The organism is Streptomyces purpurascens, assembly GCF_045040895.1.
GTDB lineage: Bacteria > Actinomycetota > Actinomycetes > Streptomycetales > Streptomycetaceae > Streptomyces > Streptomyces purpurascens.
This window is the reverse complement of record NZ_CP108341.1, coordinates 8,321,634-8,344,456: the sequence shown is the minus strand read 5'-3', so window position 1 is coordinate 8,344,456 and position 22,823 is coordinate 8,321,634. Positions and strand designations below refer to the sequence as shown.

Below are 22,823 nucleotides of genomic sequence, written 5' to 3'. Positions count from 1 at the left end.
TGATTCCGGCCGTCTGCCGAGGAGTTGTCCTCCGGGTCGGGTCAACTCGAGTCGCGGTGCAGCACCGTCGCGCCCAGCACCTTGTGCGTCTCGGGCTCGGTCGCGGGTTTGCGCACGGCGCGGTCGACCAGTTCGGCGAGTTCACGGCCGGACGGCAGCTCCAGGTGGACCGTGCTCAGCCGCGGCCGCAGCAGCCGGCCGAGCATCAGATCGTCGGCGCCGACCACGGCCGTCTCCTCCGGGACGCGGATGCCCTCGTCCTGCAGGGCCCGCATCAGCAGCATCGCGTACTCGTCGTTGTAGGTGAACACGGCGTCCAGACCGAGGGTCCGCCAGCGGGAGGCGAGGCGCGCCGCGGCCTGTTCCTCGTAGGCGAGGGGCAGTTCGGTCACCGTGGCGTCGGTGCCCCGCAGGGACTGGCGCACACCGTCGAGCCGGGGCGCGGAGAACGCCTCGAGGCCGGCTTCCTGCGGGACGACGACGCCGATCCGGCGGCGGCCGCGGTCGTAGAGGTGGGCGCCCGCGCTGTAGCCGACGACGTCGTGATCCATGAGCAGGGCGTGCGCGCCCTCGATGGTCTCGGGGCCGAGGGTGACCACGGCCCGCGCCCCGGAGCGCTTGAGCACCGCCACTCCGCGCGGACCGAGTCCGGAACCGGGCACCAGCACGGCCACGGGCCGCAGTTCGGCCCAGGCGCGGGCGGCGTCGTCTCCGTGCGGGCCGCCGGTGCCGTACTGCACGACCGTGTAGTCCAGGCCGCTCAGCGCTACCTGGAGGTCGGTGAGGAACCGGCTGTAGAGCGGGCCGACGGGGAAGGTCGGCGCGGGGATCAGGACCATACGGCTGTGCCCGGCGCGCAGGGAGCGGGCGGCCGCGTGCGGCACGTACCCGAGTTCCTTCGCGGCCTCGTGGACCCGGCGGCGCGTGGGCTCGCTGATCCGTACGGCGCTGGTGTTGTTGAGGACGTAGGAGACGGTCGCGCGCGAGACGCCGGCCAGGCGGGCCACATCGGCGCTCGTGGGCACGGAGCGCATCGGTGCGGGGGACGGGGGCGCGGGCGTTTTCGGTATCTGCACCATGACGTACGGCATCTTGGCAGAAGCCTCAATGCGCGCTTCCGGCGGGGGAGTTGTGACGAAGCCGTGAGCGTTCACGGAGGGTGGCGGGCGCTCCTAGGGGGCGGATTCCGTGCCCGTCAGCCGGTCGACCAGGTCGGTCCACGCCTCCTCGAGGCGGGCCAGGGGTATCCCGCACTGCTTGGTCAGGTGGTGGATCAGGGCCGGGTCGAGCTGACCCATCAGGGTGTGGGAGAGGAGTTCGCAATCCGCGTCGGGGACCGCTTGCCGCAGGAGCATGGCCACGTGGTGGCGCAGCACCCGGCGGGCGGGGACGACGAAGCGGCGGTTCGCGCCCGGCTCGGCCGCCAGTTGCAGCTCCAGTTCGTCGACCGACCGGCGCAGCATCCCGCGGCCGAACGCCCGCAGCCGCTCCGCGGGCGGCGCGCCGGGTCCGAGGGGCGGCGGGCCGCTGAGGAACGCGGCCTGGAACTTCTTCTCGGAGTGGTCGAGCAGCGCCGTCAGCAGACCGGTGCGGTCGCCGAACCGGCGGAAGACCGTGCCCTTGCCGACGCAGGCCGCCGCGGCCACCGCCTCCATCGTGACGGCGTCCGCGCCGCGCTCCGCCACCAGCCGCCCGGCGGCCTCCAGCAGCCGGGCCCGGTTGCGCGCGGCGTCGGCCCGCAGGCACGGCTCGTCGGCCTCCGGGGTGGTCTCGAGCTGGAGCAGCTCGGGAAGGGCGACGGGCTCCTGAGGCGTCGGGAAGGGGGGCGGGGCGGTGGACATGAAGCCAGCGTAAAGCATCGGGAACAAAACTGGACCGCGGTCCGGTTAGGATGCTAGAACATTAAACGGACCTCGGTCCGGATCGTAACGGCTGTGTTTCGCAGCAGTCTTTCTCTACGTGGGAGTCACCATGTCTGTTCGCATCCTCGCGCTCGTCGGCAGCCTTCGCGCCGGGTCGCACAACCGCCAGCTCGCCGAGGCGGCCGTCAAGCTCGCCCCCGAGGGTGCCGAGGTGAACCTGTTCGAGGGCCTCGCCGAGATCCCCTTCTACAACGAGGACATCGACGTCGAGGGCAGTATTCCGGCCGCCGCCGTGAAGCTGCGCGAGGCCGCAGACGCGGCCGACGGCCTGATCCTGTTCACGCCCGAGTACAACGGCACCATCCCGGCCGTCCTGAAGAACGCCATCGACTGGCTGTCCCGCCCGTACGGCGCCGGTGCCCTCAGCGGCCTGCCGGTCGCCGTGGTCGGCACCGCCTTCGGCCAGTTCGGCGGTGTCTGGGCGCACGACGAGACCCGCAAGTCCGTGGGTATCGCCGGCGCCAACGTGCTGGAGGACGTCAAGCTGTCCATCCCCGGCTCGCTGACCCGCTTCGCCGAGACGCACCCGGCGGACGACGCCGAGGTCGCCGCGCAGCTGACCGAGGTCATCGCCCGTCTGCACGGCCAGGCCACGGAGCCGGCCGCCGCCTGACCCGTCACGCGACCGGTGCCAGGGAGGGCCGCAGCCGTCACCGGCTGCGGCCCCTTCGGCGTGTTCTCGACGGTGTCAGACCGCTTGGGGCAGCTGCTCGGCCCGGTGGATCGGGGTCTCCGAGCCGGTGAGCGGCAGACCCGTGCCGCCACGCCGTGCCGCGACGATCTCCGCCGCGATGGACACGGCGGTCTCCTCGGGCGTACGAGCGCCCAGGTCGAGGCCGATCGGTGACCTCAGCCGGGCCAGCTCGTGCTCGCCGACGCCCGCTTCCCGCAGGCGCCGGTTGCGGTCCTGGTGGGTGCGGCGGGAGCCCATGGCACCGACGTAGGCGACCGGCAGTCGCAGGGCCTCCGTCAGCAGGGGCACGTCGAACTTCGCGTCGTGGGTGAGCACGCACAGCACCGTGCGTCCGTCGGTCTCCGTCGCCCGCAGATAGCGGTGGGGCCAGTCCACGACGATCTCGTCGGCCTCGGGGAAGCGGGCCCGGGTGGCGAAGACGGGGCGGGCGTCGCACACGGTGACGTGATGGCCGAGCAGCTTCCCCGCCCGGACCAGGGCCGCCGCGAAGTCGATCGCGCCGAAGACGATCATGCGGGGCGGCGGCACGGCCGACTCCACGAGCAGGGTGAGACCGCCCGGGCAGTGCGAGCCGTCCTCGGAGAGCTCGACCGTGCCCGTGCGGCCGTTGTCCAGCAGGGCGTGGGCCTGGCTGATCACCGTGCGGTCCAGCTCCGGGGTGCCGCCGAGACCGCCTTCGTGCGAGCCGTCGGGGCGTACGAGCACCGCCCGGCCGAGGAGGTCGGCGGGCCCACGGGCCACCCGGGCGAGAGCCACCGGCTCGCCACGGGCGGCCGCCGCCAGCGCGCCGGCCTGGGCCGCCCGGTCGCCGCCGAACGGAGTGATCATGACGTCGATGGTTCCGCCGCAGGTCAGACCGACGGCGAAGGCGTCCTCGTCGCTGTAGCCGAACCGCTCGACGAGCGTCTCGCCCTCCTGGAGGGCCTGGAGGCAGAGGTCGTACACGGCTCCTTCGACACAGCCCCCGGAGACCGAACCGATGGCGGTGCCGTCGGCGCGGACGGCCAGGGCGGCGCCGGGAGGGCGCGGGGCGCTGCCGCCGACGGCGACGACCGTGGCGACGGCGAACTCCCGGCCCTCCTCGATCCACTCGTGGAGCTGCCCGGCCAGGTCAAGCATCGCCGCCCGCCATCAGGACACGGTCGGGCCGGATCGGCAGGTTCCGGTGGCGGACGCCGGTCGCGTGCCACACCGCGTTGGCGACCGCCGCGGCGGCACCCACGATGCCGATCTCACCGATGCCCTTGATGCCGACCGGGTCGTCCGGGTCGGGGTCGTCGACCCAGTCGGCCTCGATGTGGGGCACGTCGGCGTGCGCGGCGACGTGGTAGCCCGCGAGGTCGGCGCCGTAGAGGCCGCCGCTGGCCCGGTCGCGTACGGCCTCTTCGTGCAGGGCCATGGAGATGCCCCAGGTCATGCCGCCGACGAACTGGTTCCGGGCGGTGAGCGGGTTGACGATCCGGCCGGCCGCGAAGATGCCCAGCATGCGGCGTACGCGGACCTCGCCGGTGGCCGGATCGACGGCGACCTCGGCGAACTGCGCCCCGAAGGAGTGCCGCTCCTTCTGGGCGAGGGCACCGATGGCCTCGGTCGTGTCGGACCGTACGGTGATGCCCTCCGGCGGGATGTCGGCGCCCGGCGCGAGACTCCGGCGCAGCTCGTCGGCGGCGGCCGTGACGGCCCAGGCCCAGGAGCGGGTGCCCATCGAGCCGCCGGCGATCATCGCCGGGCCGAGGTCGCTGTCCCCGATGCGTACCCGGACGCGGTCCGTCGCCACTTCCAGCGCGTCGGCGGCGACCAGCGTGAGCGCGGTCCTGGCCCCGGTGCCGATGTCAGCGGCGTTGATCCGCACCGTGAAGGTGCCGTCCGCCTCCGCGGTGACGGCCGCCGTGGAGGGCATGGCTCCGGCGGGGAAGGAGGCGGCGGCGGTGCCCGTGCCGAGCAGCCAGCGGCCGTCGCGGCGCACCCCCGGCCGCGAGTCCCGGTCCGCCCAGCCGAACCGGCGGGCGCCCTCACGGAAGCAGGCGATCAGGTTGCGGCTGCCGAACGGCAGCCCGGACACCGGCCCCACCTCGGGCTCGTTGCGGATGCGCAGCTCGATCGGGTCGAGGCCGCATCGCTCGGCGAGTTCGTCGAGCGCCGACTCCAGCGCGAACGAGCCCGGTGCCTCACCCGGGGCGCGCATCCACGTCGGGGTCGGTACGTCGAGCCGCACGATCCGGCTGGCCGTGTGGTGGGCGTCGGCGGCGTACATCGACCGGCCCGCCGCGGCGCTCGGCTCGACGAACTCGTGCACGGCCGAGGTGAGGTTCAGGGACCGGTGGTCCAGCGCGCGCAGCCGCCCGTCCGCGTCCGCGCCGAGCCTGACCCGCTGGGCCGTGGGGCTGCGGTAGCCGGCGAGCGAGAACATCTGCCGGCGCGTCATGACGACCCTGACCGGGCGCTGCAGAACGGTCGCGGCCATCACGGCGCCCACCTGGTGGGCCCGGACGCCCTTGCTGCCGAAGCCGCCGCCGACATGCTCGGACCGCACCCGCACGGAGGCCGGGTCGAGGGAGAACAGGTTGGCGAGCTCGCCGGCGACCCAGATGGTGCCCTGGTTGGAGTCGACGACCTCGAGCCGGCCGCCCTCCCAACGGGCCGTCGCCGCGTGCGGCTCCATCGGGTTGTGGTGTTCCTCCGGAGTGGTGTATTCCGCGTCCAGTACGACGGCGGACGCCGCGAGCTCGGCCTCCAGGTCGCCCTTCTCGACCACGCCCGGCATGTGGCCGTCGAGCGCGTACGCCTCGGTCTGCCGCTCGGCGGAGAACGCGACGTCGTGCGGCTCCTGGTCGTAGTGGACCACGAGGGACTCGGCGGCCTCCCGGGCCTGTTCGGACGTCTCGGCGACGACCAGTGCCACCGGCCAGCCCAGATGGGCCACCCGGTCGTTCTGGAAGAGGGCGATGCTCGGGTCCGGGGCCATGCCCATCAACCCCGCGTAGTCGGTGTCGACGCGCGGGGCGTTGTGGTGGTGGAGCACGCTGAGGACGCCGGGCATGGCGAGGACGGGTTCGGTGTCCAGGGCGCGGATGCGGCCGCGGGCGACGGTGGACAGCACCAGCCAGCCGTGGGCGAGTTCGGCGAACGGGATCTCGCCGGCGTAGCGGGCGGCGCCGGTGACCTTGTCGCGGCCTTCCACGCGGGTGTGCGCGGAGCCGACGGAGCCCCTGGTGGCGGTGGTCATCGAGTGGCCTCCTCGGCGAGTTCGCTCAGCACGGCCACGACGAGGTTGCGCATCAGGGTCACCTTGTATCCGTTGTGGGGCAGGGGCCTGGCGGCGGCCAGTTCGAGCTCCGCGGCGGCCGCGAAGGTCTCGGCGTCGGCGGGTGCGCCGAGCAGGACGCCCTCGGCCGCGCGGGCCCGCCAGGGGCGGGAGGCGACGGCCCCGAAGGCCAGGCGCACGTCGTGCACGACGCCGTCCCGGACGTCGAGCGCGGCGGCGATCGAGCCGATGGCGAAGGCGTACGAGGCGCGCTCGCGGACCTTGCGGTAGCGGGAGTGGGCCGCGACCGGGGCGGGCGGCAGGGTGACACCGGTGATCAGCGCGCCCGGCGGCAGGGCGGTCTCCAGATGCGGGGTCTCCCCCACCGGCAGGTAGAAGTCGGCGAGCGGCACCTCCCCCGGCCCGTCCGCCGTCTCGTACGACACGGTCGCGTCGAAGGCGGCCAGGGCCACGCCCATGTCGGAGGGATGGGTGGCCACGCAGTGGTCGGAGGCGCCGAGGACGGCGTGGTTGTGGTGCTCGCCCTCGATCGCGGGGCAGCCGCTGCCCGGGCTGCGCTTGTTGCAGGGGGCGGTGACGTCCGCGAAGTATCCGCAGCGGGTGCGCTGGAGCAGGTTGCCGCCGACGGTGGCCATGTTGCGCAGCTGCCCGGAGGCACCGGCCAGCACGGCCTGTGCCAACGCCGGGTAGCGGCGCCGGACTTCGGGGTGCGCCGCGAGGTCGCTGTTGGTGACGGTCGCACCGATGCGCAGCCCGCCGTCCTCGGTGGGCTCGACGCGGTTCAGGGGCAGTTCGCGTACGTCGACGAGGAGGGCGGGCCGCTCGACGCCGGTCTTCATCAGGTCGACCAGGTTGGTGCCGCCGCCCAGGAAGCGGGCTTCCCCCTCGCCTTCGAGCAGCGCCACGGCGCCGGAGACGTCGTAGGCCCGCTGGTAGCCGAACTCCCTCATGCCGCCGCCCCCTTGGACTCGGCGGCCCGGGCCACGGCCTGGACGATCGACACGTACGCGCCGCAGCGGCAGAGGTTGCCGCTCATGCGCTCCCGTATCTCCTCCGGCGTCAGGGGTGGTGGTCCCGCCTCGGGCCGTACGTCGTCGGTGGCCGCGCTCGGCCAGCCGGCCGCGTGCTCCTCGATCACCGCGATGGCCGAACAGATCTGTCCCGGCGTGCAGTAGCCGCACTGGAAGCCGTCCAGTTCGAGGAACGCCTGCTGCACCGGGTGCAGCCGGTCGCCCTCGGCCACGCCTTCGATGGTGGTGATCTCGCGCCCTTCGGCCGCCACGGCCAGCTGCAGACAGGCGACGCTCCGGCGGCCGTCGACCAGGACGGTGCACGCGCCGCACTGCCCCTGATCACAGCCTTTTTTCGTGCCGGTCATATCGAGTCGTTCGCGCAGGGCGTCGAGCAGCGTGGTGCGGTGGTCGACGGTCAGCGTGTACTTCTCGCCGTTGACGGACAGGGTGAGGTCGCTGGACGTCGATGGGGGCATGGAAGCCTTCTCTCTCATGTCGCGAGGCCAGGAGGCGGGGACGCGGGCTGTCCGCGCGGACGGCGCACCGATACGATGGAGCAAGCGGACAGTTGTCCGTTACCCGGAAACGTAACGGACAACTGTCCGCTTAACAAGGGCCGGGTTTCGGCCATGGGATCGCGAGGAGGGCGAGTGCGGCAGAAGAAGGACGCTCCCCTGCGCTCGGACGCGCAGCGCAATCGCGAGCGCATCCTGGAAGTGGCACTGGTCGAACTGACGCGTTCGGCGGACGCTCCGCTGAGCTCGATCGCCAAGAAGGCGTGCGTCGGGCAGGGGACCTTCTACCGCCACTTCCCCAGCCGTGAGGCACTCGTCCTGGAGATCTACCGCCACGAGATGCAGCAGGTCGCCGACACCGCAGCGCCCCTGCTCGAGAGCCGGGAACCCGACCGGGCGCTGCGCGAGTGGATGGACCGGCTCGCGCGGTTCGCGATGACCAAGGCGGGCTTGGCCGACGCCATCCGCCAGGCGACGAGCGCACCGGGGCAGCCCGCGAAGCCGGGACACACCCCGGTGACGGAGGCGGCCGAACTGTTGCTGCGCGCCGCCGAGCAGGCCGGCACCATCCGCCCGGGGATCACCGCGGACGATCTCTTCCTCACGATCGGCGGGCTCTGGACGATCGACCCCCACACCGACTGGCAACCACGCGCCACCCGGCTGCTGGACTTCGTCATGGACGCGCTGCGGGTGGGGGCTCCGGGGCGCTGAGGGTCCGTCCTCGGGCGATCCCTGGCGCAGGCGCCGCGGGCGGTCAGGCGACCGCCGTGGGGGCCAGTTCGCGCAGTTCCCGCAGGGCCGCTGTGACCGCCGGGCGGGCGTGGCCGCCGCCGCGGGTGCAGGTCAGGAGCTTGCGGTGGGGGTTGCCCGTGCAGCGGACCCGGGTGATCGGAAGGTGCGGGGTCAGCTGGGCCAGGCGCGGGACGAGGGCGACGCCGAGCCGGTGGGCGACGAGGTGGGCGGCGACGTTCCAGTCCAGGGCGTGGTGGACGACGTCGGGCGTGAACCCCGCAGCGCCGCAGGCGGAGAGGACGTGCGGGCGGCAGGGGCTGTCCTCCACCGGCGCGATCCACGCCTCGCGCGCCGCCTCGGCGAGGTCGACCCGGGCCCGCCCGGCGAGCCGGTGCCCTTCGGGGACGACCAGGTCGAAGGGGTCGTCCAGCAGCGGCTGCTGGTCGAACCGCGCATCGCTCAGCGGCGGGTTGAGCGGGGTGGCCTCGACGATCGCGAGGTCGGTCTCCCCCTCGAAGAGCAGGTCGAAGCTCTCCGGGACCCCCACCTCGGCGATCCGTACGGACAGCCGCGGATGCCGCTCGCCCAGCCGGGCCGCCATCGGGGCCAGCAGCACCGAGATCGCCACGGGGAAACCGGTCACGCGCAGCACGCCCGACGGTGCTCCGTGGTCGGCCCGTAGATCGAGTTCGGCCAGGTCCCAGCGGGCCTGAATGGCGTCGGCGTGCGCCAGGAGGCTCTCGGCGGCCGGGGTGAGGCGCACCCCGCGCCCCTGGGGCTCCAGCAGTTCGACGTCCAGGTCACGGGCGAGCTGCCGGATCTGCTGGGAGGCGGCGGACGGAGTGAAGTGCAGGGCCCGGGCGGCGGCGGTGACCGTGCCGTAGTGGGAGACCGCCCTGAGGACGTGCAGCCTGCGCAGGTCAATCATGTAGGCCACGCTTCACAATGGCGTCCAAAAAGTCAACCTGGACGTGTACGGAGATCTCGACGCACCCTGGCTGTGTCGCGACGGTCAACCAGCCACGACGTACGAGGAGTCAGTCATGACCAGCACCCACGCCACCGCCTGCCCGCACTGCGGCTGGCCTGACGGAGGCGAGCCGTTCCAGGTGCTGTCCCGGCACACCACCGCCACGGGCCGCACGGAGTGGACGCGCTGCGGGTGCGGCTCGCTGCAGGTCCGGGTCGTCGACGGCTGCGGGACGCGCGTCGTCTCCCGCAGCGGGCCGGCCTCCGGCTCCGCTCCGGCACGGTCGGGCAGCGCGAGCCGCTGAGCGCTCAGACCGCGCCCTGCCGCGCCAGCCGCTCCCCCAGCGGGCTGCGCCGGTGGAGCACCCGGCGGCCGTCGCGGGCCCGGGTGACCAGGCCCGTCGCGTGCAGGACACGCAGGTGCCGGGACACGGCGCCCGTGGGCACCCTCAGGCGCCGGGCCGGCTCCACCGTCGGGAGCGGCTCGGCCGGCAGCCGCGGCAGCGCGGTACGGGGCGCGCCGAGCAGGGCCGCGAGGGCGGGGCCTCCGGCTCGGGTTCCCGGCTCGGGTTCCCGGCTCCGGTTCCCAGTTCCGGTTCCGGTTCCCACAGGGTCGCGGCGCCCCGGCTCGGATGACCTGCGCGTATCTTGGTGGCGCCGTCGGCTCGTGGCTGGGCATGCGCGTGTACGGCCGCTTCGGGTGGCCGGCGTGTGCGTGCCGGTCGCCGCACTCACGGCGGTCGCCCTCACCCGTCACACGAGCGCCACCCGCCGTACGGCGGGCAGGTTCCGCCGCTCGGCGGCGTCCGCGGCCGGGGCGGCGGGCCGACCATGGCAGCACGAGCCGCCGTGACCTCGCGTGAGGAGACGCCATGACGCATGTTCCGCCCCCGTTCGACCCCGAACTCGCGGGTGCCCTGGAGCTGATCAAGGACATGATCAACCCTGGTCTCACGCTGGACCAGATCGCCGAGGTGCGCCAGGGCCCGGGCATCGAGCTGCTGGCCGAGCTGGACCTGACGATGGGCGGGACGTTCGAGGTGGAGGACCGGCAGGTGCCCGGTCCGCAGGGCGAGCCCGACATATCGCTGCTGATCTGCCGGCCGTCCGCCCCGGCGGCCGCCGGGCCCCGTCCCGTCATCTACCACGTGCACGGCGGCGGCATGGTCATAGGGAACAACCGGGTCGGGGTCGACGTCCCGCTGGCGTGGGCGCAGGCCCTGGACGCGGTCGTGGTGTCCGTGGAGTACCGGCTGGCGCCGGAGCATCCGCATCCCGCGCCGGTCGAGGACGTGTACGCCGGGCTGCTGTGGACGGCCGACCACGCCGACGAACTCGGCGCCGACCCCGAGCGGATCGTCATCGCGGGTGCGAGCGCGGGCGGCGGACTGTGCGCGGCGCTGGCCCTGCTCACCCGGGACCGCAAGGGGCCGCAGCCGATCGGGCAGGTCCTGATGTGCCCGATGCTCGACGACCGCAACGACACGCCGTCGACGTACCAGATGGCGGGCCTCGGGGTGTGGGACCGCACCGCCAACGAGACCGGCTGGACCGCGCTGCTGGGCTCACTGCGCGGTGGGCCCGACGTACCGGCGTACGCGGCACCGGCCCGTGCCGAGGACCTGACCGGGCTGCCCCCGGCCTTCCTCGACGTCGGCTCGGCGGAGACCTTCCGCGACGAGGTCGTCGCCTACGCCTCGCGCATCTGGCAGGCCGGTGGCGTGGCCGAACTCCATGTGTGGCCGGGCGGCTTCCACGGCTTCGACGGTTTCGCACCCCAGGCGGCGCTGTCCCAGTCGGCCCGGGCGGCGCACGTGAACTGGCTGCGGAGGCTTCTGAACGGGTGACGTCAGGGCTCCCGCGGCACCCGGCCCCGGCCCGGTTCCGGACCGCGGCGTCTCCTCGGCGGGCAGCCGCATGGCGCACCATAGGCCTATGAAAGAGCTGGCCGGACGCCTGACCGCGCTCGACCCGGATGCCGGTGCGGCGGTCCGGGTCATCGCCTACTTCGACCGCCTGGCCGAGTCCAGGGCCGGTGTCGAGGCACTCGTGCGCGGCGCCGCCGTACTGTCCGGCTGCCCGGCCCGGCTCGTGGACCCCGAGCGGCGCGTCCACGTCCGCGTGCAGCCCGACGGCACACGCCAGGACACCGAGACCCCACCGAACCCCACCTGGCCCTCCGCCCGACTGAGCCCGAACGGACCGGCGATCCTGTGGCTGGAACGCGGTGGGGCGGAGCGTGGCGAGGGCACCGGGGAGGAGGCCGGGGTCGACGGGGGCGTCGCGGAGCAGACGGGGGCCGCACCCGGCGTGGCCACCACAGAGCCCGGCGGGGCGACGCCCCGCCGGGGCATTGCGGAGCAGGGCGGGGCAGAACCCGCTGTGATCGTCACGGAGGACGCCGGGGCCGCACCCAGCCGGGTGGACGCGGAGCAGGCCGGGGCCGCGCCCGGCACGGCCGACACGGAGCAGACCGGGGCAGCACCCGGCACGGCCGACACGAAGGACACCGGGCCAGTTCCCAGCCGGGTCGACGCGGAGCAGGCCGTGGACGCACCCAGCGTGGCCATCGCAGAGCACGCCGCAGCGACACCCAGCCAGGTCGTGGCAGGACAGGCCGGAGCCGCGACCGGCACGGTCTTCGCGGAGCCCGCCGCGCTCGCGCTCAGCGTCGTCGACGCCGTGATACTCGAACGCGCCGCCGTTGCCCTGCGGCTCGTTCTCGACCGTACTCGCGGTCGGGCCCCGGCCGATGACCCGGCGCTGGTGGAGACCCTCCTCGATGCCACGGCCCCGGAGCAGGCGCGCCTGTACGCCGCCCGTCGGCTCGGTCTGGACGCCATGGCACCGGCGCGGGTCCTCGCCCCGCAGAACAACCGGCCTCGGGTCGTACCCGCCGGGACGGAAGGCGCCCCGCACGGAGATCCGGGCGTCGTGGAGTCCCGCCCGGCTCCCCCGGACGCCCGCTTCCCCGCCGGCCGGCTCGGGGTCGGGCCCGCCGTGCCCGTGCTCGAACTGCCCCGGTCATGGGCGGCCGCCCGTACCGCCCTGCGGTTCACCGCCGAGGGCACCTCGCAGGACCCCGGGCCACGGGTCGTGTACGCGGATGAGCTGGGCGGGATCGCCCTGCTCGCCGACCTCGTCGTACCGGGCGTCGAGCCGCCGCCCGACGCCCGTGCCCTGGAAACGGCGGCGGCGACCACGCCCTGGTTGCTGGCCACGCTGCACGCGGTCGCGTCCACGGTGAGCCTGCGGGCGGCCGCCGCCGGGATCAACGTCCACCACTCCACGCTCCAGGACCGGCTGACGCACGCGGAGCACCTGCTCGGCTGGCCGGTACGCACCCCACAGGGCCGGCTCCGGCTCCAACTGGCCCTGGCCATGCGGCACCTGGCCCGTCCATAGCCGACCGGTCGCGCGGGGACCACCCGGCTGTGATACGACCCGTCGTGATCCAGATCGCGCCCATGGCCCGTGCCACGGCCCGCCGCCCGGGAGAGACTGTCCGGGCGCCGTCCGTACGAGGTTCAGGAGCATGAGGCATGAGCGTGCAGCGCTACCCCCTGTCCGGAGTCACGGTGGTCAGTGTGGAGCAGGCCGTGGCCGCGCCCTACGCCACCCGGCAACTCGCCGACCTCGGTGCCCGTGTGATCAAGGTGGAGCGGCCGGGCGGCGGCGACTTCGCCCGCCGGTACGACACGACCGTGCACGGCCACTCCAGCTATTTCGTGTGGCTCAACCGGTCCAAGGAGTCCCTCACGCTGGACCTCAAGGACCCACGCGGCCGCGAGATCCTGCACGACCTCCTCGACGGGGCCGACGTGTTCGTGCAGAACCTCGCACCGGGCGCCGCCGGCCGGCTCGGCCTGGACGCGGCCACCGTCACGAGCCACCGCCCCGGCCTGATCCCCTGCACGATCTCCGGCTACGGCACGACCGGCCCCTGGGCCGACCGCAAGGCCTACGACCTGCTGGTGCAGTGCCAGACCGGGCTGGTGTCCCTGACGGGAACCCCTGAAGGGACCGCCCGGACCGGGATCTCCGTGGCCGACATCGCCGCCGGGATGTACGCCTACAGCGGCGTCCTCACCGCCCTCTACACCCGCGCCACCACCGGCGAGGCCCACCCGGTGGAGGTGTCCCTGTTCGAGGCGCTCGCGGAGTGGATGGGCCAGCCCGCCTACTACACCCGGCACGGCGGCACCCAGCCCCCGCGCCTCGGCACCCAGCACGCCACCATCGCGCCGTACGGGACGTACCCGGCCGCCGACGGCAAGGAGGTGCTGTTCTCCATCCAGAACGAGCGGGAATGGGCGGCCCTGTGCGCGGAGTTCCTCGACCGGCCGGAGCTGGTCGACGATCCGCGCTTCGCCACCGCCTCCGACCGCGTCGCCCACCGCGCTGAGCTCGACACCGTCATCGCCGGCCGCTTCGCCCGCTCCGGATCCGACGAGATCCTCAAGGACCTGGAGCGCATCGGCATCGCCTGCGCCGGGGTCAACGACGTCGCCGCGTTCCTGGACCACCCGGTGCTGGCCGGCCGCGGCCGCTGGACCGAGGTCGCGGTGCCGGGCGCCACCGTCGAGGCCCTGCTCCCGCCCGCCGACCTCGCGGGCCTGCCGGCGCGCATGGACCCCGTACCGGCGGTCGGCGAGCACACCCGGGCGATCCTCACCGAACTGGGCCGCACCGACGAGGAGGTGGCGGCACTGCGCGCGGACGGCGTCGTCTGACGGCAAGCCCCCAGGAGGGGGCCTACCGGGACTCGCCGACCGGCCGCGCCGCCTGCTCCGCCTCCTGCTTCTTCGAGGCCCGCAGGCTGGTGATCGTCGTGACGGTCAGGACCAGCACGATGAAACCCAGCGAGAAGGGGATGCTGATCTCGGGCACATGGACGCCCGACTCGTGCAGGGCGTGCAGCACCAGCTTCACGCCGATGAAGCCCAGGATGATCGACAGGCCGTAGGAGAGGTGGACCAGCTTCTTCAGCAGGCCGCCGATGAGGAAGTACAGCTGGCGCAGGCCCATCAGGGCGAAGGCGTTCGCGGTGAACACGATGTACGGGTCCTGCGTCAGGCCGTAGATCGCGGGGATGGAGTCGAGGGCGAACAGCACGTCGGTGGAGCCGATCGCGAGCATCACGACCAGCATCGGGGTCATGATCTTCTTGCCGTTCTCGGTGATGAACAGCTTCGTGCCGTGGTAGCGGTCGGCCACCCCGAAGCGCTGCTCCGCCATCTTCAGCAGCTTGTTCTCCTGGTACTCCTCCTCGTGCTGGTCCTTGCGCGCGTCCTGGACCAGCTTCCACGCGGTCCAGATCAGGAAGGCGCCGAAGATGTAGAACACCCAGGAGAAGGCGGAGATGATCGCCGCGCCGGCCGCGATGAAGACAGCCCGTAGCACCAGGGCCACCAGCACGCCGACCATCAGCACCCGCTGCTGGTATTGCGAGGGCACCGCGAACTTCCCCATGATCAGGACGAACACGAAGAGGTTGTCCACGCTCAGTGACTTCTCGGTGATGTACCCGGCGAAGAACTCACCCGTGGGCCCGCTCCCACCGAAGTACCAGAGCCCCAGCCCGAACAGCACGGCCAGGACGATCCACACCACCGTCCACGTCCCGGCTTCCTTGATCGACACATCGTGGGGCTTGCGGCCGACGAAGAAGTCGACGGCGACGAGCACGCACAGGGCTGCCACCGTCAGCAGCCATACGGATAGCGAGACGTTCACTGTTGCTCCTGGTACAGGTGTGGGGATGGGACATCGTTGTCCGTTGTGGCTGATTTCCGCCACACCTGCCAGGTGAACAATTGGTCAAAGCTGCACGTGGAGCGCTTCCAGGACGTCCTGGTCCGTCAGCTGGTCGAAGTCCTCGTACCAGAGGCCCACGGCCATGAACGCGGCCGGCTGGTGCAGGCAGAGCACCTCGTCGGCCTCGGCGCGCATCAGCTCGGCCGCCTCCGGCGAGCACACGGGCGCGGCCAGCACCACCCGTGCGGGCGCCTGGCGGCGTACGGAGCGCAGCGCGGCGCGGGCCGTGGAGCCGGTCGCCAGGCCGTCATCGACGACGATCACCGTACGTCCGCGCAGGTCGGGAGCGGGACGGCCCTGCCGGTACAGCCGCTCGCGGCGGCGCAGTTCCGCGCGCTCCCGTTCGATGACGGGGGCGAGGGCGGCCACGCCGAGGCCCAGGTGACGCAGGGCCTCCTCGTCGAGGAGCGGCACCTCGTCCCCGGCCATCGCGCCGACGCCGTACTCCTCCTGGAAGGGCGCCCCGATCTTCCGTACGACGAGCACGTCGAGCGGGGCGTCCAGCGCCGCCGCGACCTCGCTCGCCACGGCGACCCCGCCGCGGGGCAGGGCGAGGACGAGCGGTCGGGGCAGGGCCCCTTCGTCCTGCCGGGCGCGCAGCTTCTCGGCCAGTTCCCGGCCTGCCTGCCGGCGATCGCGGAACCGCATGACGGTCACCTCTGCTTCCCGCACGGAGAGGGCCCTCGGCCGGCCCGGCCTCCGCGTACCCCCTGCCCGGCGGACGACGCACCCGGCGGCCGGGGCCGGCCGGTGTCAGCCCGCCGGGGTGCTCAGCCGCTCGTCGCACCACTGCCGGGCCGCCTCGGTGACGCGGTCCAGCGCGCCCGGCTCCTCGAACAGATGGGTGGCGCCGGGCACCACGTGGAGGGTGTGCGGGGCGTTCAGCCTCCGGGCCGCTTGCTCGTTGAGCCGCAGCACGTGCTGGTCCCGGCCACCCACGATGAGCAGCACCGGGGCCCGGACGGCGGCCAGGGCGTCGCCCGCCAGGTCGGGCCGGCCGCCGCGCGAGACGACCGCCGGGACCCGGCCGGGCCGTTCGGCGGCGGCGACCAGGGCCGCGCCCGCGCCGGTGCTGGCGCCGAACAGGACGACGGGCAGGCTCTGGGTGCCGTACCACTGCTCCAGCCAGTCGATGGCGGCCACCAGCCGGCGTCCCAGCAGGGGGATGTCGAAGCGGAGTTCGGCGGTGCGCAGCTCCAGTCGTTCCTCCTCTTCGGTGAGCAGGTCGATCAGCAGGGTGCCGAGTCCGGCGGTACGCAGGCCGGCGGCGACCTCGCGGTTGCGGGGGCTGTGCCGGGAGCTGCCGCTGCCGTGCGCGAACAGCACGACCGCGCGGGCGTCCGGCGGCAGGTTCAGATCACCGGTGAGCGCGGCGCCGCCGGCGGGCACGGTGACCGTCTGGGTGATCATCGGAGGCCTCCTCTCCCCCGGTTCCCCCCGGGTTCCCTCGGTGGGTCCTGCCGTCCGCCTACCCACGCCGCGGCAGGCGTCCCGCGTGTGACGTGGCGCGATCTGTGGGATGCGTGTCGTTGACGCCATGCCCCGGGCGGACGGAGCGTAGAAGCGTGACTGCGCGAGTGACTCCACGTCGTATCGTCTTCGTCGTCTTCGACGGCTTCCAGCCGCTCGATCTCACCGGCCCGCACGAGGTGTTCCACAGCGCGGGCGACTACGCCTGCGAGGTCGTGGCGTCCCGGCCGGGACCGGTCAGGTCGGCCGGCGGGCTGCTCGTGCACGCCGGGCACGGCGTGGCGGACCTCGACCCGGCCGGGACGGACACCCTGGTGGTGGTCGGCGGCCAGGGTGTCGACCGGGCCAGGGAGGACGCGGCGCTGGTCTCCTGGATCGAGGCCGCCGCGGCCGGTGCCCGGCGCGTCGCCTCGGTGTGCAGCGGGGTGTTCCTGCTGGCGGCCGCGGGGCTGCTGGACGGGCGGCGGGTCACCACGCACTGGGCCCGGGAGGAGCAACTGGCCCGGGAGCATCCCGAGGTGCGCGTGGACTGCGACCCGATCTTCGTCCGGGACGGGCGGGTGTGGACCTCGGCCGGGGTGACCTCCGGCATGGATCTGGCGCTCGCCCTGGTGGAGGACGATCTGGGCCGGGACGTCGCGCACGCGGTGGCCCGCCGGCTGGTGCTGTTCCTGCGCCGTCCGGGCGGCCAGTCGCAGTTCAGCGTGGCGCTCTGGTCGCGGCAGCCGGCCACGGACCCGGTGCGGGCCGCCGTCGGCGCGATCCACGCCGATCCGGGCGCCCGGCACGACATCGCCGGCCTCGCCGCGCACGCCGGGCTGAGCCCGCGTCACCTCCAGCGCCGCTTCACCTCCGAGCTGGGCGTGCCGCCCGCCGCGTATGTCGAGCGGGTGCGTGTCGAGGCCGCCCGGCGCGCGCTGACCGAGGGGGACGAACCGGTCGAGGCGATCGCCCGTCGCTGCGGCTTCGCCACGGCCGAGACCCTGCGCCGCACGTTCCACCGCCGGCTCGGCGTCGCGCCGTCGGACTACCGCGCCCGGTTCCGCTCCACCACGGGTCCCACCGGCGCCCACCACGTCCCAGAGGAAGGGGAAACCGTATGACGACCTACGGACTGCTGGTCTTCGAGGAAGCCGAGGAGCTCGACTTCGTGGGGCCCTGGGAGGTCTTCAACGTCTCCGCCCGACTGCGCGACGGCGCCGACACGGCGGTGCTCGTCGCCGAGCGTCCCGGCCCGGTGCGGTGCAACAAGGGCCTGCGTGTGCTGCCCGACCACACCCTGGACGACCATCCGCCCCTGGACGTGCTGCATGTGCCGGGCGGGCGGGGCGCGCGTGAGGTCCAGCTGCACAACCCGGTGGTCATCGACTGGATCGGGCGGACGGCGGAGCGGGCCGCCTGGGTGCACGGTGTGTGCACCGGCACCTTCCTGCTGCACGCGGCGGGTCCCGCCCGCGGACGACGGGTGGCCACCCACTGGAGCCAGGAGGACACCCTCGAGGCGCGGGGCGATGTGACGGTCGTCCGGGACGTCCGCTATATCGTGGACGGCAACCTGGTGACCAGCCAGGGCGTCTCGGCCGGCATCGACAGCGCGCTGTGGCTCGTCGGCCGGCTGCACGGCCGGGACCACGCGCGGGCCGTGCGCCGCTACATCCAGTACGACCCGGCTCCGCCGTACCTCGCGGACGAGCCCCTCTGACCGCTGCGGCGGCCGGCGCTGCATGGGTGGGCCGGTGTCGGGCAAGCGCAGTTCATGGGCGGCGACAAGGGCGACGGCGGGCAGGGACGGCAGCCGGGCGAGTGCGGGCACCGGGCGGTGCCGCATCCGGGTGATGTCCGGATCGAGGCGTGGGCGGCGTGCCGGGAGCACTGTCTGGCGGAGGCCGTCCTGGCGCTGGTGGAGTGCTTCGCGGACGTCTCCGGGGTGCGGGCCACCGCCGTGGACCGGGTGCGCCTGGCCGAGGCCAGCGACGACGACCTGCTGGCCACGCTGCTGGACGAGGTCATCTTCCGGTGGGAGGAGTACGGCCAGGTGCCCGTGGACGTGGAGGCGGACGAGGCCGACGGCGGCCTGGACGTGCGGCTGGCGGTCATCGGGCTCGCGGACGTGGAGATCACCGGGTCGGTCCCGACGGCGGTGGCGTGGGAGGAGCTGCGGATCGGGCCGGATCCGTACGGGTGGTCGTGTGCGGTGAGGGTCGACGCCTGAAAGGCCTGAAAGGCCTGAGCGGCCGTCCTACCGTGGAGGTGTGGGCAGCGGCATCGTGACGCTGTTCCTGTGCGGTGACGTGATGCTCGGGCGCGGCGTGGACCAGATCCTGGCGCATCCCTGCGATCCGGCACTGCGGGAGGCGTACGTCGAGGACGCGCGGTCCTACGTCCGGCTGGCGGAGTCGGCGCACGGCCCGGTGCCCGCGCCCGTCCCGCCCTGCTGGCCGTGGGGCGAGGCGCTGCGCGTGCTGGACGAGTCCGCCCCGGACGCCCGGATCGTGAACCTGGAGACGTCGGTGACGAGCGGCGACACGTTCGCGCCGGACAAGGAGATCCACTACCGGATGCACCCGGCCAACCTGCCGGCCCTGGCCGTGGCCCGGCCCGATGTGACCGTCCTCGCCAACAACCACGTCCTGGACTTCGGCCGCCCGGGCCTGCTGGAGACCCTGGACGCGCCGGCCCGGGCGGGCCTGCGGACGGCGGGCGCGGGGCGTACCGCCGACGAGGCGTACGCACCCGCCCCGGTCCCCCTCCCGGGTGGCGGCCGGCTGCTGGTGTTCGCCCTCGGGGCACGCTCCAGCGGGATCCCGTCCGGCTGGGCGGCGACGGCGGAGCTGCCGGGGGTCGCGTACCTACCCGCGCTCTCGCCCACCGCGGCGGACGCCGTGGTGCGGCACGTCCGGCGGGCCGGACGGGCCGGTGATCTCACCGTGGTGTCCGTGCACTGGGGCTCGAACTGGGGCTTCCACGTGCCCCGGGAGCAGGTCCGCTTCGCGCACGCCCTGGTGGACGGCGGTGTCGACGTCGTCCACGGGCACTCCTCGCACCACCCCCGCCCGCTGGAGGTGTACCGGGACCGGCTGATCCTCTACGGCTGCGGCGACTTCGTCGACGACTACGAGGGCATCTCCGGCTACGAGGAGTACCGCGACGACCTGCGGCTCGCGTACCTCGTCTCGGTCGAGGCGGACAGCGGACGGCTGGCCGGGCTGCGCATGGTGCCGCTGCGGGCGCGGCGGATGCGGCTGGAGCCCGTGTCCGGGGCGGACCGTCTCTGGCTGCGGACGACGCTCGACCGGATCAGCGGCGGGGTGGGCGTGAGGCTGGAACCCGACGGATCGCTGGCCCTGGCGGGTCGATGATCCGGTGGCCGCTCAGCCGGGCCGGGCGGCCGGGCGATCGGTCCCGAATCGCATGTCCGGGTCCCGTAGGGGTACCCCGGGCCACATGACCGGCATCGAACTCAGCAGCAACGCGTTCAACGACCACTCCTTCATCGCGCGCCGGTACTCGTACGAGGGACCGAACGTCTCCCCGCCGCTGGCCTGGAGCGGCGTACCGGACGACGCGGCGGAGCTGCTCCTGCTCTGCGAGGATCCCGACGCCCCGTCGGGCACCTTCGCGCACTGGGTCGTGGTCGGCATCGACCCGCACAGCGACGGTGTCGAGGCCGGGCACTGTCCGCCGGGCGGCACGGAGCTCGTCAACAGCTACGGGCAGCAGGGCTGGGGCGGCCCGCATCCCCCGCCGGGTGACGACGCCCATCACTACTTCTTCCGGCTGTACGCCCTGTCCGAACCGTGCGTCCTGCCCGACGCGCCCGGCGCGGACCAGGTGCACCAGGAGGTCGAGCGGCGCCGGCTCGCGGACGGGACGCTGGTGGGGCTGTACCAGCGCTGACGCGCCGAGGCACAACGGTTGGTTGTGGCTCGGGTGACGGACGGTTGTTTGCCTGCCCGGCCCGGTCCTCGCTTGGATGGCTCCCGGTCAACACCGGGTTGTCCGCGGGAGCTGGGAGTGTGCGCCGGGTATGGCGGGCAGACGGTCGCTGGGGCGGCGGTTCGGGTGGCTGTGGGGTGCCTACGCGGTCAGCACGGCCGGTACCTGGCTCGCGTTCGACGCGTTCGCCCTGATCGCGGTCCTCGCGCTGGACGCCGGGCCGGCGCAGGTGGCGCTGCTGGCCGCGGTGGGACCGGCGGTCGGCGCGGTGGTGTCGGTGCCGCTCGGGCCGTGGGTGGAGGTCCGCCGCAAACGGCCGGTGATGATCGCGACGGACCTGGTCCGGTGCGTGGTGCTGCTGAGCATCCCCGTGGTGTTCGCGCTGGGACGGCTGAGCTTCGGTCAGTTGCTGCTGGTGTCGGTGGCGGTCGCGGCGGCCGACATCACCTTCAACGCGGCGGCCGGGGCGTTTCTGAAGGACTTGGTGCCCCGGCGGGACCTGCTCGTCGCGAACGGGCGGTTCGAGGCGACGAACTGGACCGCGAGCATGCTCGGGCCGCCGCTGGGCGGGGCCGCGATCGGGCTGTTCGGCCCGGTGACGAGCGTGGTGGCGAACGCGGTGAGCTATCTGCTCTCGGCGTTGGGGATCGGGGCGATCGGCGGCGGCGAGAAGCCCCCTGCCCCGCCCCTGTCCGCCGAGGCCCGGCCCCGTGCGGGCGACCTGCTCGACGGCTGGCGGTTCATCCTGGCCGATCCGGGCCTGCGCCCGCTGTTCTTCCACACGGTCCTGTTCAACGCCCTGGTCATGGCGGCCTCGCCACCGCTGCTGGTCCTGATGGTCGACCACCTGGGCTTCGCCCCCTGGCAGTACGCCCTCGCCTTCGCGGTGCCCTGCACCGGCGGCCTGCTCGGCTCCCGGCTGGCGCCACGGCTCGTCGCGCGGTTCGGCCGGCACCGGGTCCTGCGCACGGCCGGGGTGCTGCGGGCGGGCTGGTCGCTCGGACTGGCCTTCGTCGGACCCGGCGCGGCCGGGCTGGCGCTGGTCATGGTGGTCGAGTTCGGGCTGATCACCTGCTGCGCCGTGTTCAACCCGGTGTTCGCCACGTACCGCCTGGAGCGGACCCCAGCGGGCCGGGTCACCCGCACCCTTTCCGCCTGGTCGGCCACCGGCAAGGCCACCCTCGCGGCCGTGACCGCGCTGTGGGGGCTGCTGGCGGGCCTGACCGGCCCCCGCACGGCCCTTGCCCTCGCCGGTGCCCTCCTCCTCACCACCCCGTTCCTGCTCCCCCGCCGGGACGGGACACCGGACATCGGCCCCGGGCCGACTCGCCTGCCGCTCAAGGCGGACGGCGGCTGACCGGGGCCGACAGGGTGGTTTCCGGGCCGGCTCAGACCGCCCCGGGCACGTCCTCCGTGACGCCGTTCAGCGGGGAGGACGGGTCGGTGCCGTACGGGCGGGTGATGATCTCCAGACCGTGGCCCGCCGGGTCGAGGAAGTACACGCCCCGGCCCCCGTCGTGGCGGTTGATCCGGCGCGGCTGATTGCCGTGCGGGTCGGCCTGGATGGGGATCCGGGCCGCGACGAGACGGGCGAGGGCCTCGTCGAACTCTTCCTCGGATACGAGGAACGCGTAGTGCTGCATGGGAATGTCGGCGTCGATGGTGAGAAAGTCCAGCGTGACGCCGTTGGCGGTCGTCACCGGCAGGAACACCCCGGCCGGTGCCCCGACCTCCAGTCCCAGGATCTCCGCGAGGAAACGAGCGGACTTCTCCCGGTCTCGGGACAGGACGATGGTGTGATTGAACTCGACTGACACTGGTCAATGCCTCCACGGGCATCTCCGCGGCGCCTCCATGCCTCACCCGGTCGGTGACCGGCACGCGATGCCGCGCCGTGGATCGTAGACAGAGGTGGTGCGGGGCGTCGAGCGGTTTTCGGCCGCGTCCGGCAGGGTGGCCGAACGCCCTCGTCCCCGCCGTCCCGGACAACCCTGACAATTGTCAGGGACCGCGTCGCCCCAGGTCTCCCTACAGTGCTGAGCGTCGGCCACGAGCCGCACCGCTGCACATCAGTTCAGGGGGAACTCGACATGTCCACTCGCATCTTCGCCAGGGCCGCGCTCGTCGGAGCCGGGGCGCTCGCACTGCTCGGCCCGCTCACCGCGGGAACCGCCGCGGCGTCGGCCGCCGGCCAGGAGGGCGTTGCCCGCGTCAAGGCGGCGCCCTACGCGGTCGTGCCGTACGAGAACGTCAACGTCCGCTACGGGCCGGGCACTTCCTACGGCAAGATCACCACGAGCCCTGCGGGACAGCCGCTCGGCGCCTACTGCTGGACCCGTGGCGAGCGCATCACCGACAACGGCTACAGCAACGACGTCTGGGTGAAGCTCCTGGAGGGCTACGTCAGCGCCGTGTACCTCAAGGGCAACGAGTACGGCGACCTGCCGTCCTCGGCGCGCTGCTGACCCGGACCATGACCACTCCCGA

Annotated in this window: 26 protein-coding genes and 1 pseudogene; 15 read left to right on the top strand and 12 right to left on the bottom strand. The window is 73.5% G+C overall.

Annotated features, from left to right (window positions below; all coding sequences use genetic code 11):
- Nucleotides 1-41: 41 nt before the first annotated feature.
- On the bottom strand, nucleotides 42-1,079 hold the full coding sequence (locus OHU35_RS37880; protein WP_189722404.1) for a LacI family DNA-binding transcriptional regulator: 1,038 nt from the start codon (nucleotides 1,077-1,079) through the stop codon (nucleotides 42-44).
- 93 nt (nucleotides 1,080-1,172) lie between these two features.
- On the bottom strand, nucleotides 1,173-1,841 hold the full coding sequence (locus OHU35_RS37875) for a TetR/AcrR family transcriptional regulator (protein WP_189722405.1): 669 nt from the start codon (nucleotides 1,839-1,841) through the stop codon (nucleotides 1,173-1,175).
- A gap of 130 nt (nucleotides 1,842-1,971) precedes the next feature.
- On the opposite strand from OHU35_RS37875, the gene OHU35_RS37870 reads away from it, so the two are divergent.
- The gene (locus OHU35_RS37870) at nucleotides 1,972-2,535 is read left to right on the top strand and encodes an NADPH-dependent FMN reductase (RefSeq protein WP_189722406.1); all 564 of its coding nucleotides are present in this window, start codon (nucleotides 1,972-1,974) and stop codon (nucleotides 2,533-2,535) included.
- Nucleotides 2,536-2,610: 75 nt separating this feature from the next.
- On the opposite strand, the gene OHU35_RS37865 is transcribed toward OHU35_RS37870, so the two are convergent.
- The 4 genes from OHU35_RS37865 to OHU35_RS37850 are packed head-to-tail and all read right to left on the bottom strand — an operon-like array spanning nucleotide 2,611 to nucleotide 7,370.
- A complete protein-coding gene (locus tag OHU35_RS37865) occupies nucleotides 2,611-3,735 on the bottom strand; it encodes an XdhC family protein (RefSeq protein ID WP_405508532.1) in 1,125 nt (374 codons plus the stop codon).
- Nucleotides 3,728-5,842: a xanthine dehydrogenase family protein molybdopterin-binding subunit gene (locus OHU35_RS37860; RefSeq protein WP_405508530.1), complete on the bottom strand. Its 2,115-nt coding sequence runs from the start codon at nucleotides 5,840-5,842 to the stop codon at nucleotides 3,728-3,730. The genes OHU35_RS37865 and OHU35_RS37860 overlap by 8 nt, the downstream gene beginning before the upstream one ends.
- Nucleotides 5,839-6,831 carry a xanthine dehydrogenase family protein subunit M gene (locus OHU35_RS37855; RefSeq protein WP_189722409.1) on the bottom strand — a complete coding sequence of 331 codons (993 nt, stop codon included), beginning with the start codon at nucleotides 6,829-6,831 and terminating at the stop codon, nucleotides 5,839-5,841. Before OHU35_RS37855 ends, OHU35_RS37860 begins: the two co-directional genes overlap by 4 nt.
- Complete coding sequence (locus OHU35_RS37850; protein WP_189722410.1) at nucleotides 6,828-7,370, bottom strand: (2Fe-2S)-binding protein; 543 nt, start codon at nucleotides 7,368-7,370, stop codon at nucleotides 6,828-6,830. Before OHU35_RS37850 ends, OHU35_RS37855 begins: the two co-directional genes overlap by 4 nt.
- A 174-nt stretch (nucleotides 7,371-7,544) precedes the next feature.
- On the opposite strand from OHU35_RS37850, the gene OHU35_RS37845 reads away from it, so the two are divergent.
- Complete coding sequence (locus tag OHU35_RS37845) at nucleotides 7,545-8,123, top strand: TetR/AcrR family transcriptional regulator (RefSeq protein ID WP_359890090.1); 579 nt, start codon at nucleotides 7,545-7,547, stop codon at nucleotides 8,121-8,123.
- A 43-nt stretch (nucleotides 8,124-8,166) separates the two neighbouring features.
- On the opposite strand, the gene OHU35_RS37840 is transcribed toward OHU35_RS37845, so the two are convergent.
- Nucleotides 8,167-9,072: a LysR family transcriptional regulator gene (locus OHU35_RS37840; protein ID WP_405508527.1), complete on the bottom strand. Its 906-nt coding sequence runs from the start codon at nucleotides 9,070-9,072 to the stop codon at nucleotides 8,167-8,169.
- A 115-nt stretch (nucleotides 9,073-9,187) separates the two neighbouring features.
- On the opposite strand from OHU35_RS37840, the gene OHU35_RS37835 reads away from it, so the two are divergent.
- Complete coding sequence (locus OHU35_RS37835; protein ID WP_189722412.1) at nucleotides 9,188-9,418, top strand: hypothetical protein; 231 nt, start codon at nucleotides 9,188-9,190, stop codon at nucleotides 9,416-9,418.
- Nucleotides 9,419-9,422: 4 nt separating this feature from the next.
- On the opposite strand, the gene OHU35_RS37830 is transcribed toward OHU35_RS37835, so the two are convergent.
- The gene (locus tag OHU35_RS37830) at nucleotides 9,423-9,722 is read right to left on the bottom strand and encodes an ArsR/SmtB family transcription factor (protein ID WP_405508526.1); all 300 of its coding nucleotides are present in this window, start codon (nucleotides 9,720-9,722) and stop codon (nucleotides 9,423-9,425) included.
- A 106-nt stretch (nucleotides 9,723-9,828) separates the two neighbouring features.
- Between OHU35_RS37830 and OHU35_RS37825 the strand changes: the two genes are divergently transcribed.
- From OHU35_RS37825 to OHU35_RS37805, 5 genes and pseudogenes are all read left to right on the top strand, one after another.
- On the top strand, nucleotides 9,829-9,966 hold the full coding sequence (locus tag OHU35_RS37825; protein ID WP_405508525.1) for a hypothetical protein: 138 nt from the start codon (nucleotides 9,829-9,831) through the stop codon (nucleotides 9,964-9,966).
- Nucleotides 9,967-9,985: 19 nt separating this feature from the next.
- Entirely contained in the window at nucleotides 9,986-10,960 is a 975-nt protein-coding gene (locus tag OHU35_RS37820) for an alpha/beta hydrolase (protein WP_405508524.1), read from the top strand.
- An 88-nt stretch (nucleotides 10,961-11,048) separates the two neighbouring features.
- Nucleotides 11,049-11,346 (top strand): annotated as a pseudogene (locus OHU35_RS37815) (hypothetical protein); the annotation flags it as partial.
- A 149-nt stretch (nucleotides 11,347-11,495) separates the two neighbouring features.
- Entirely contained in the window at nucleotides 11,496-12,518 is a 1,023-nt protein-coding gene (locus OHU35_RS37810) for a helix-turn-helix domain-containing protein (RefSeq protein ID WP_405509403.1), read from the top strand.
- A gap of 137 nt (nucleotides 12,519-12,655) precedes the next feature.
- On the top strand, nucleotides 12,656-13,846 hold the full coding sequence (locus OHU35_RS37805; protein WP_405508522.1) for a CaiB/BaiF CoA transferase family protein: 1,191 nt from the start codon (nucleotides 12,656-12,658) through the stop codon (nucleotides 13,844-13,846).
- Between the two features lie 22 nt (nucleotides 13,847-13,868).
- Here the strand turns inward: OHU35_RS37805 and OHU35_RS37800 are convergent, their stop codons facing one another.
- From OHU35_RS37800 to OHU35_RS37790, 3 genes are all read right to left on the bottom strand, one after another.
- Complete coding sequence (locus OHU35_RS37800; protein ID WP_405508520.1) at nucleotides 13,869-14,849, bottom strand: TerC family protein; 981 nt, start codon at nucleotides 14,847-14,849, stop codon at nucleotides 13,869-13,871.
- Between the two features lie 84 nt (nucleotides 14,850-14,933).
- Entirely contained in the window at nucleotides 14,934-15,578 is a 645-nt protein-coding gene (locus OHU35_RS37795; protein WP_189722418.1) for a phosphoribosyltransferase, read from the bottom strand.
- A 105-nt stretch (nucleotides 15,579-15,683) separates the two neighbouring features.
- Nucleotides 15,684-16,340, bottom strand: a complete 657-nt coding sequence (locus tag OHU35_RS37790) for a dienelactone hydrolase family protein (protein ID WP_405508518.1) — start codon at nucleotides 16,338-16,340, stop codon at nucleotides 15,684-15,686.
- 167 nt (nucleotides 16,341-16,507) lie between these two features.
- Here OHU35_RS37790 and OHU35_RS37785 point away from each other — a divergent pair, with 167 nt between their 5' ends.
- From OHU35_RS37785 to OHU35_RS37760, 6 genes are all read left to right on the top strand, one after another.
- On the top strand, nucleotides 16,508-17,503 hold the full coding sequence (locus OHU35_RS37785) for a GlxA family transcriptional regulator (protein ID WP_189722667.1): 996 nt from the start codon (nucleotides 16,508-16,510) through the stop codon (nucleotides 17,501-17,503).
- Entirely contained in the window at nucleotides 17,500-18,102 is a 603-nt protein-coding gene (locus OHU35_RS37780) for a DJ-1/PfpI family protein (protein ID WP_405508516.1), read from the top strand. The genes OHU35_RS37785 and OHU35_RS37780 overlap by 4 nt, the downstream gene beginning before the upstream one ends.
- A 54-nt stretch (nucleotides 18,103-18,156) precedes the next feature.
- On the top strand, nucleotides 18,157-18,612 hold the full coding sequence (locus tag OHU35_RS37775; RefSeq protein WP_189722421.1) for an archease: 456 nt from the start codon (nucleotides 18,157-18,159) through the stop codon (nucleotides 18,610-18,612).
- Nucleotides 18,613-18,652: 40 nt separating this feature from the next.
- Nucleotides 18,653-19,759 carry a CapA family protein gene (locus tag OHU35_RS37770; protein WP_405508514.1) on the top strand — a complete coding sequence of 369 codons (1,107 nt, stop codon included), beginning with the start codon at nucleotides 18,653-18,655 and terminating at the stop codon, nucleotides 19,757-19,759.
- An 85-nt stretch (nucleotides 19,760-19,844) separates the two neighbouring features.
- Nucleotides 19,845-20,297 (top strand): YbhB/YbcL family Raf kinase inhibitor-like protein, encoded by a 453-nt coding sequence (locus OHU35_RS37765; protein ID WP_189722423.1) that lies wholly within the window; start codon nucleotides 19,845-19,847, stop codon nucleotides 20,295-20,297.
- Between the two features lie 130 nt (nucleotides 20,298-20,427).
- Nucleotides 20,428-21,693: an MFS transporter gene (locus tag OHU35_RS37760; protein ID WP_405508512.1), complete on the top strand. Its 1,266-nt coding sequence runs from the start codon at nucleotides 20,428-20,430 to the stop codon at nucleotides 21,691-21,693.
- Between the two features lie 31 nt (nucleotides 21,694-21,724).
- On the opposite strand, the gene OHU35_RS37755 is transcribed toward OHU35_RS37760, so the two are convergent.
- Complete coding sequence (locus tag OHU35_RS37755; RefSeq protein WP_189722425.1) at nucleotides 21,725-22,153, bottom strand: VOC family protein; 429 nt, start codon at nucleotides 22,151-22,153, stop codon at nucleotides 21,725-21,727.
- A 273-nt stretch (nucleotides 22,154-22,426) separates the two neighbouring features.
- On the opposite strand from OHU35_RS37755, the gene OHU35_RS37750 reads away from it, so the two are divergent.
- On the top strand, nucleotides 22,427-22,801 hold the full coding sequence (locus tag OHU35_RS37750; RefSeq protein ID WP_189722426.1) for an SH3 domain-containing protein: 375 nt from the start codon (nucleotides 22,427-22,429) through the stop codon (nucleotides 22,799-22,801).
- Nucleotides 22,802-22,823: the final 22 nt, after the last annotated feature.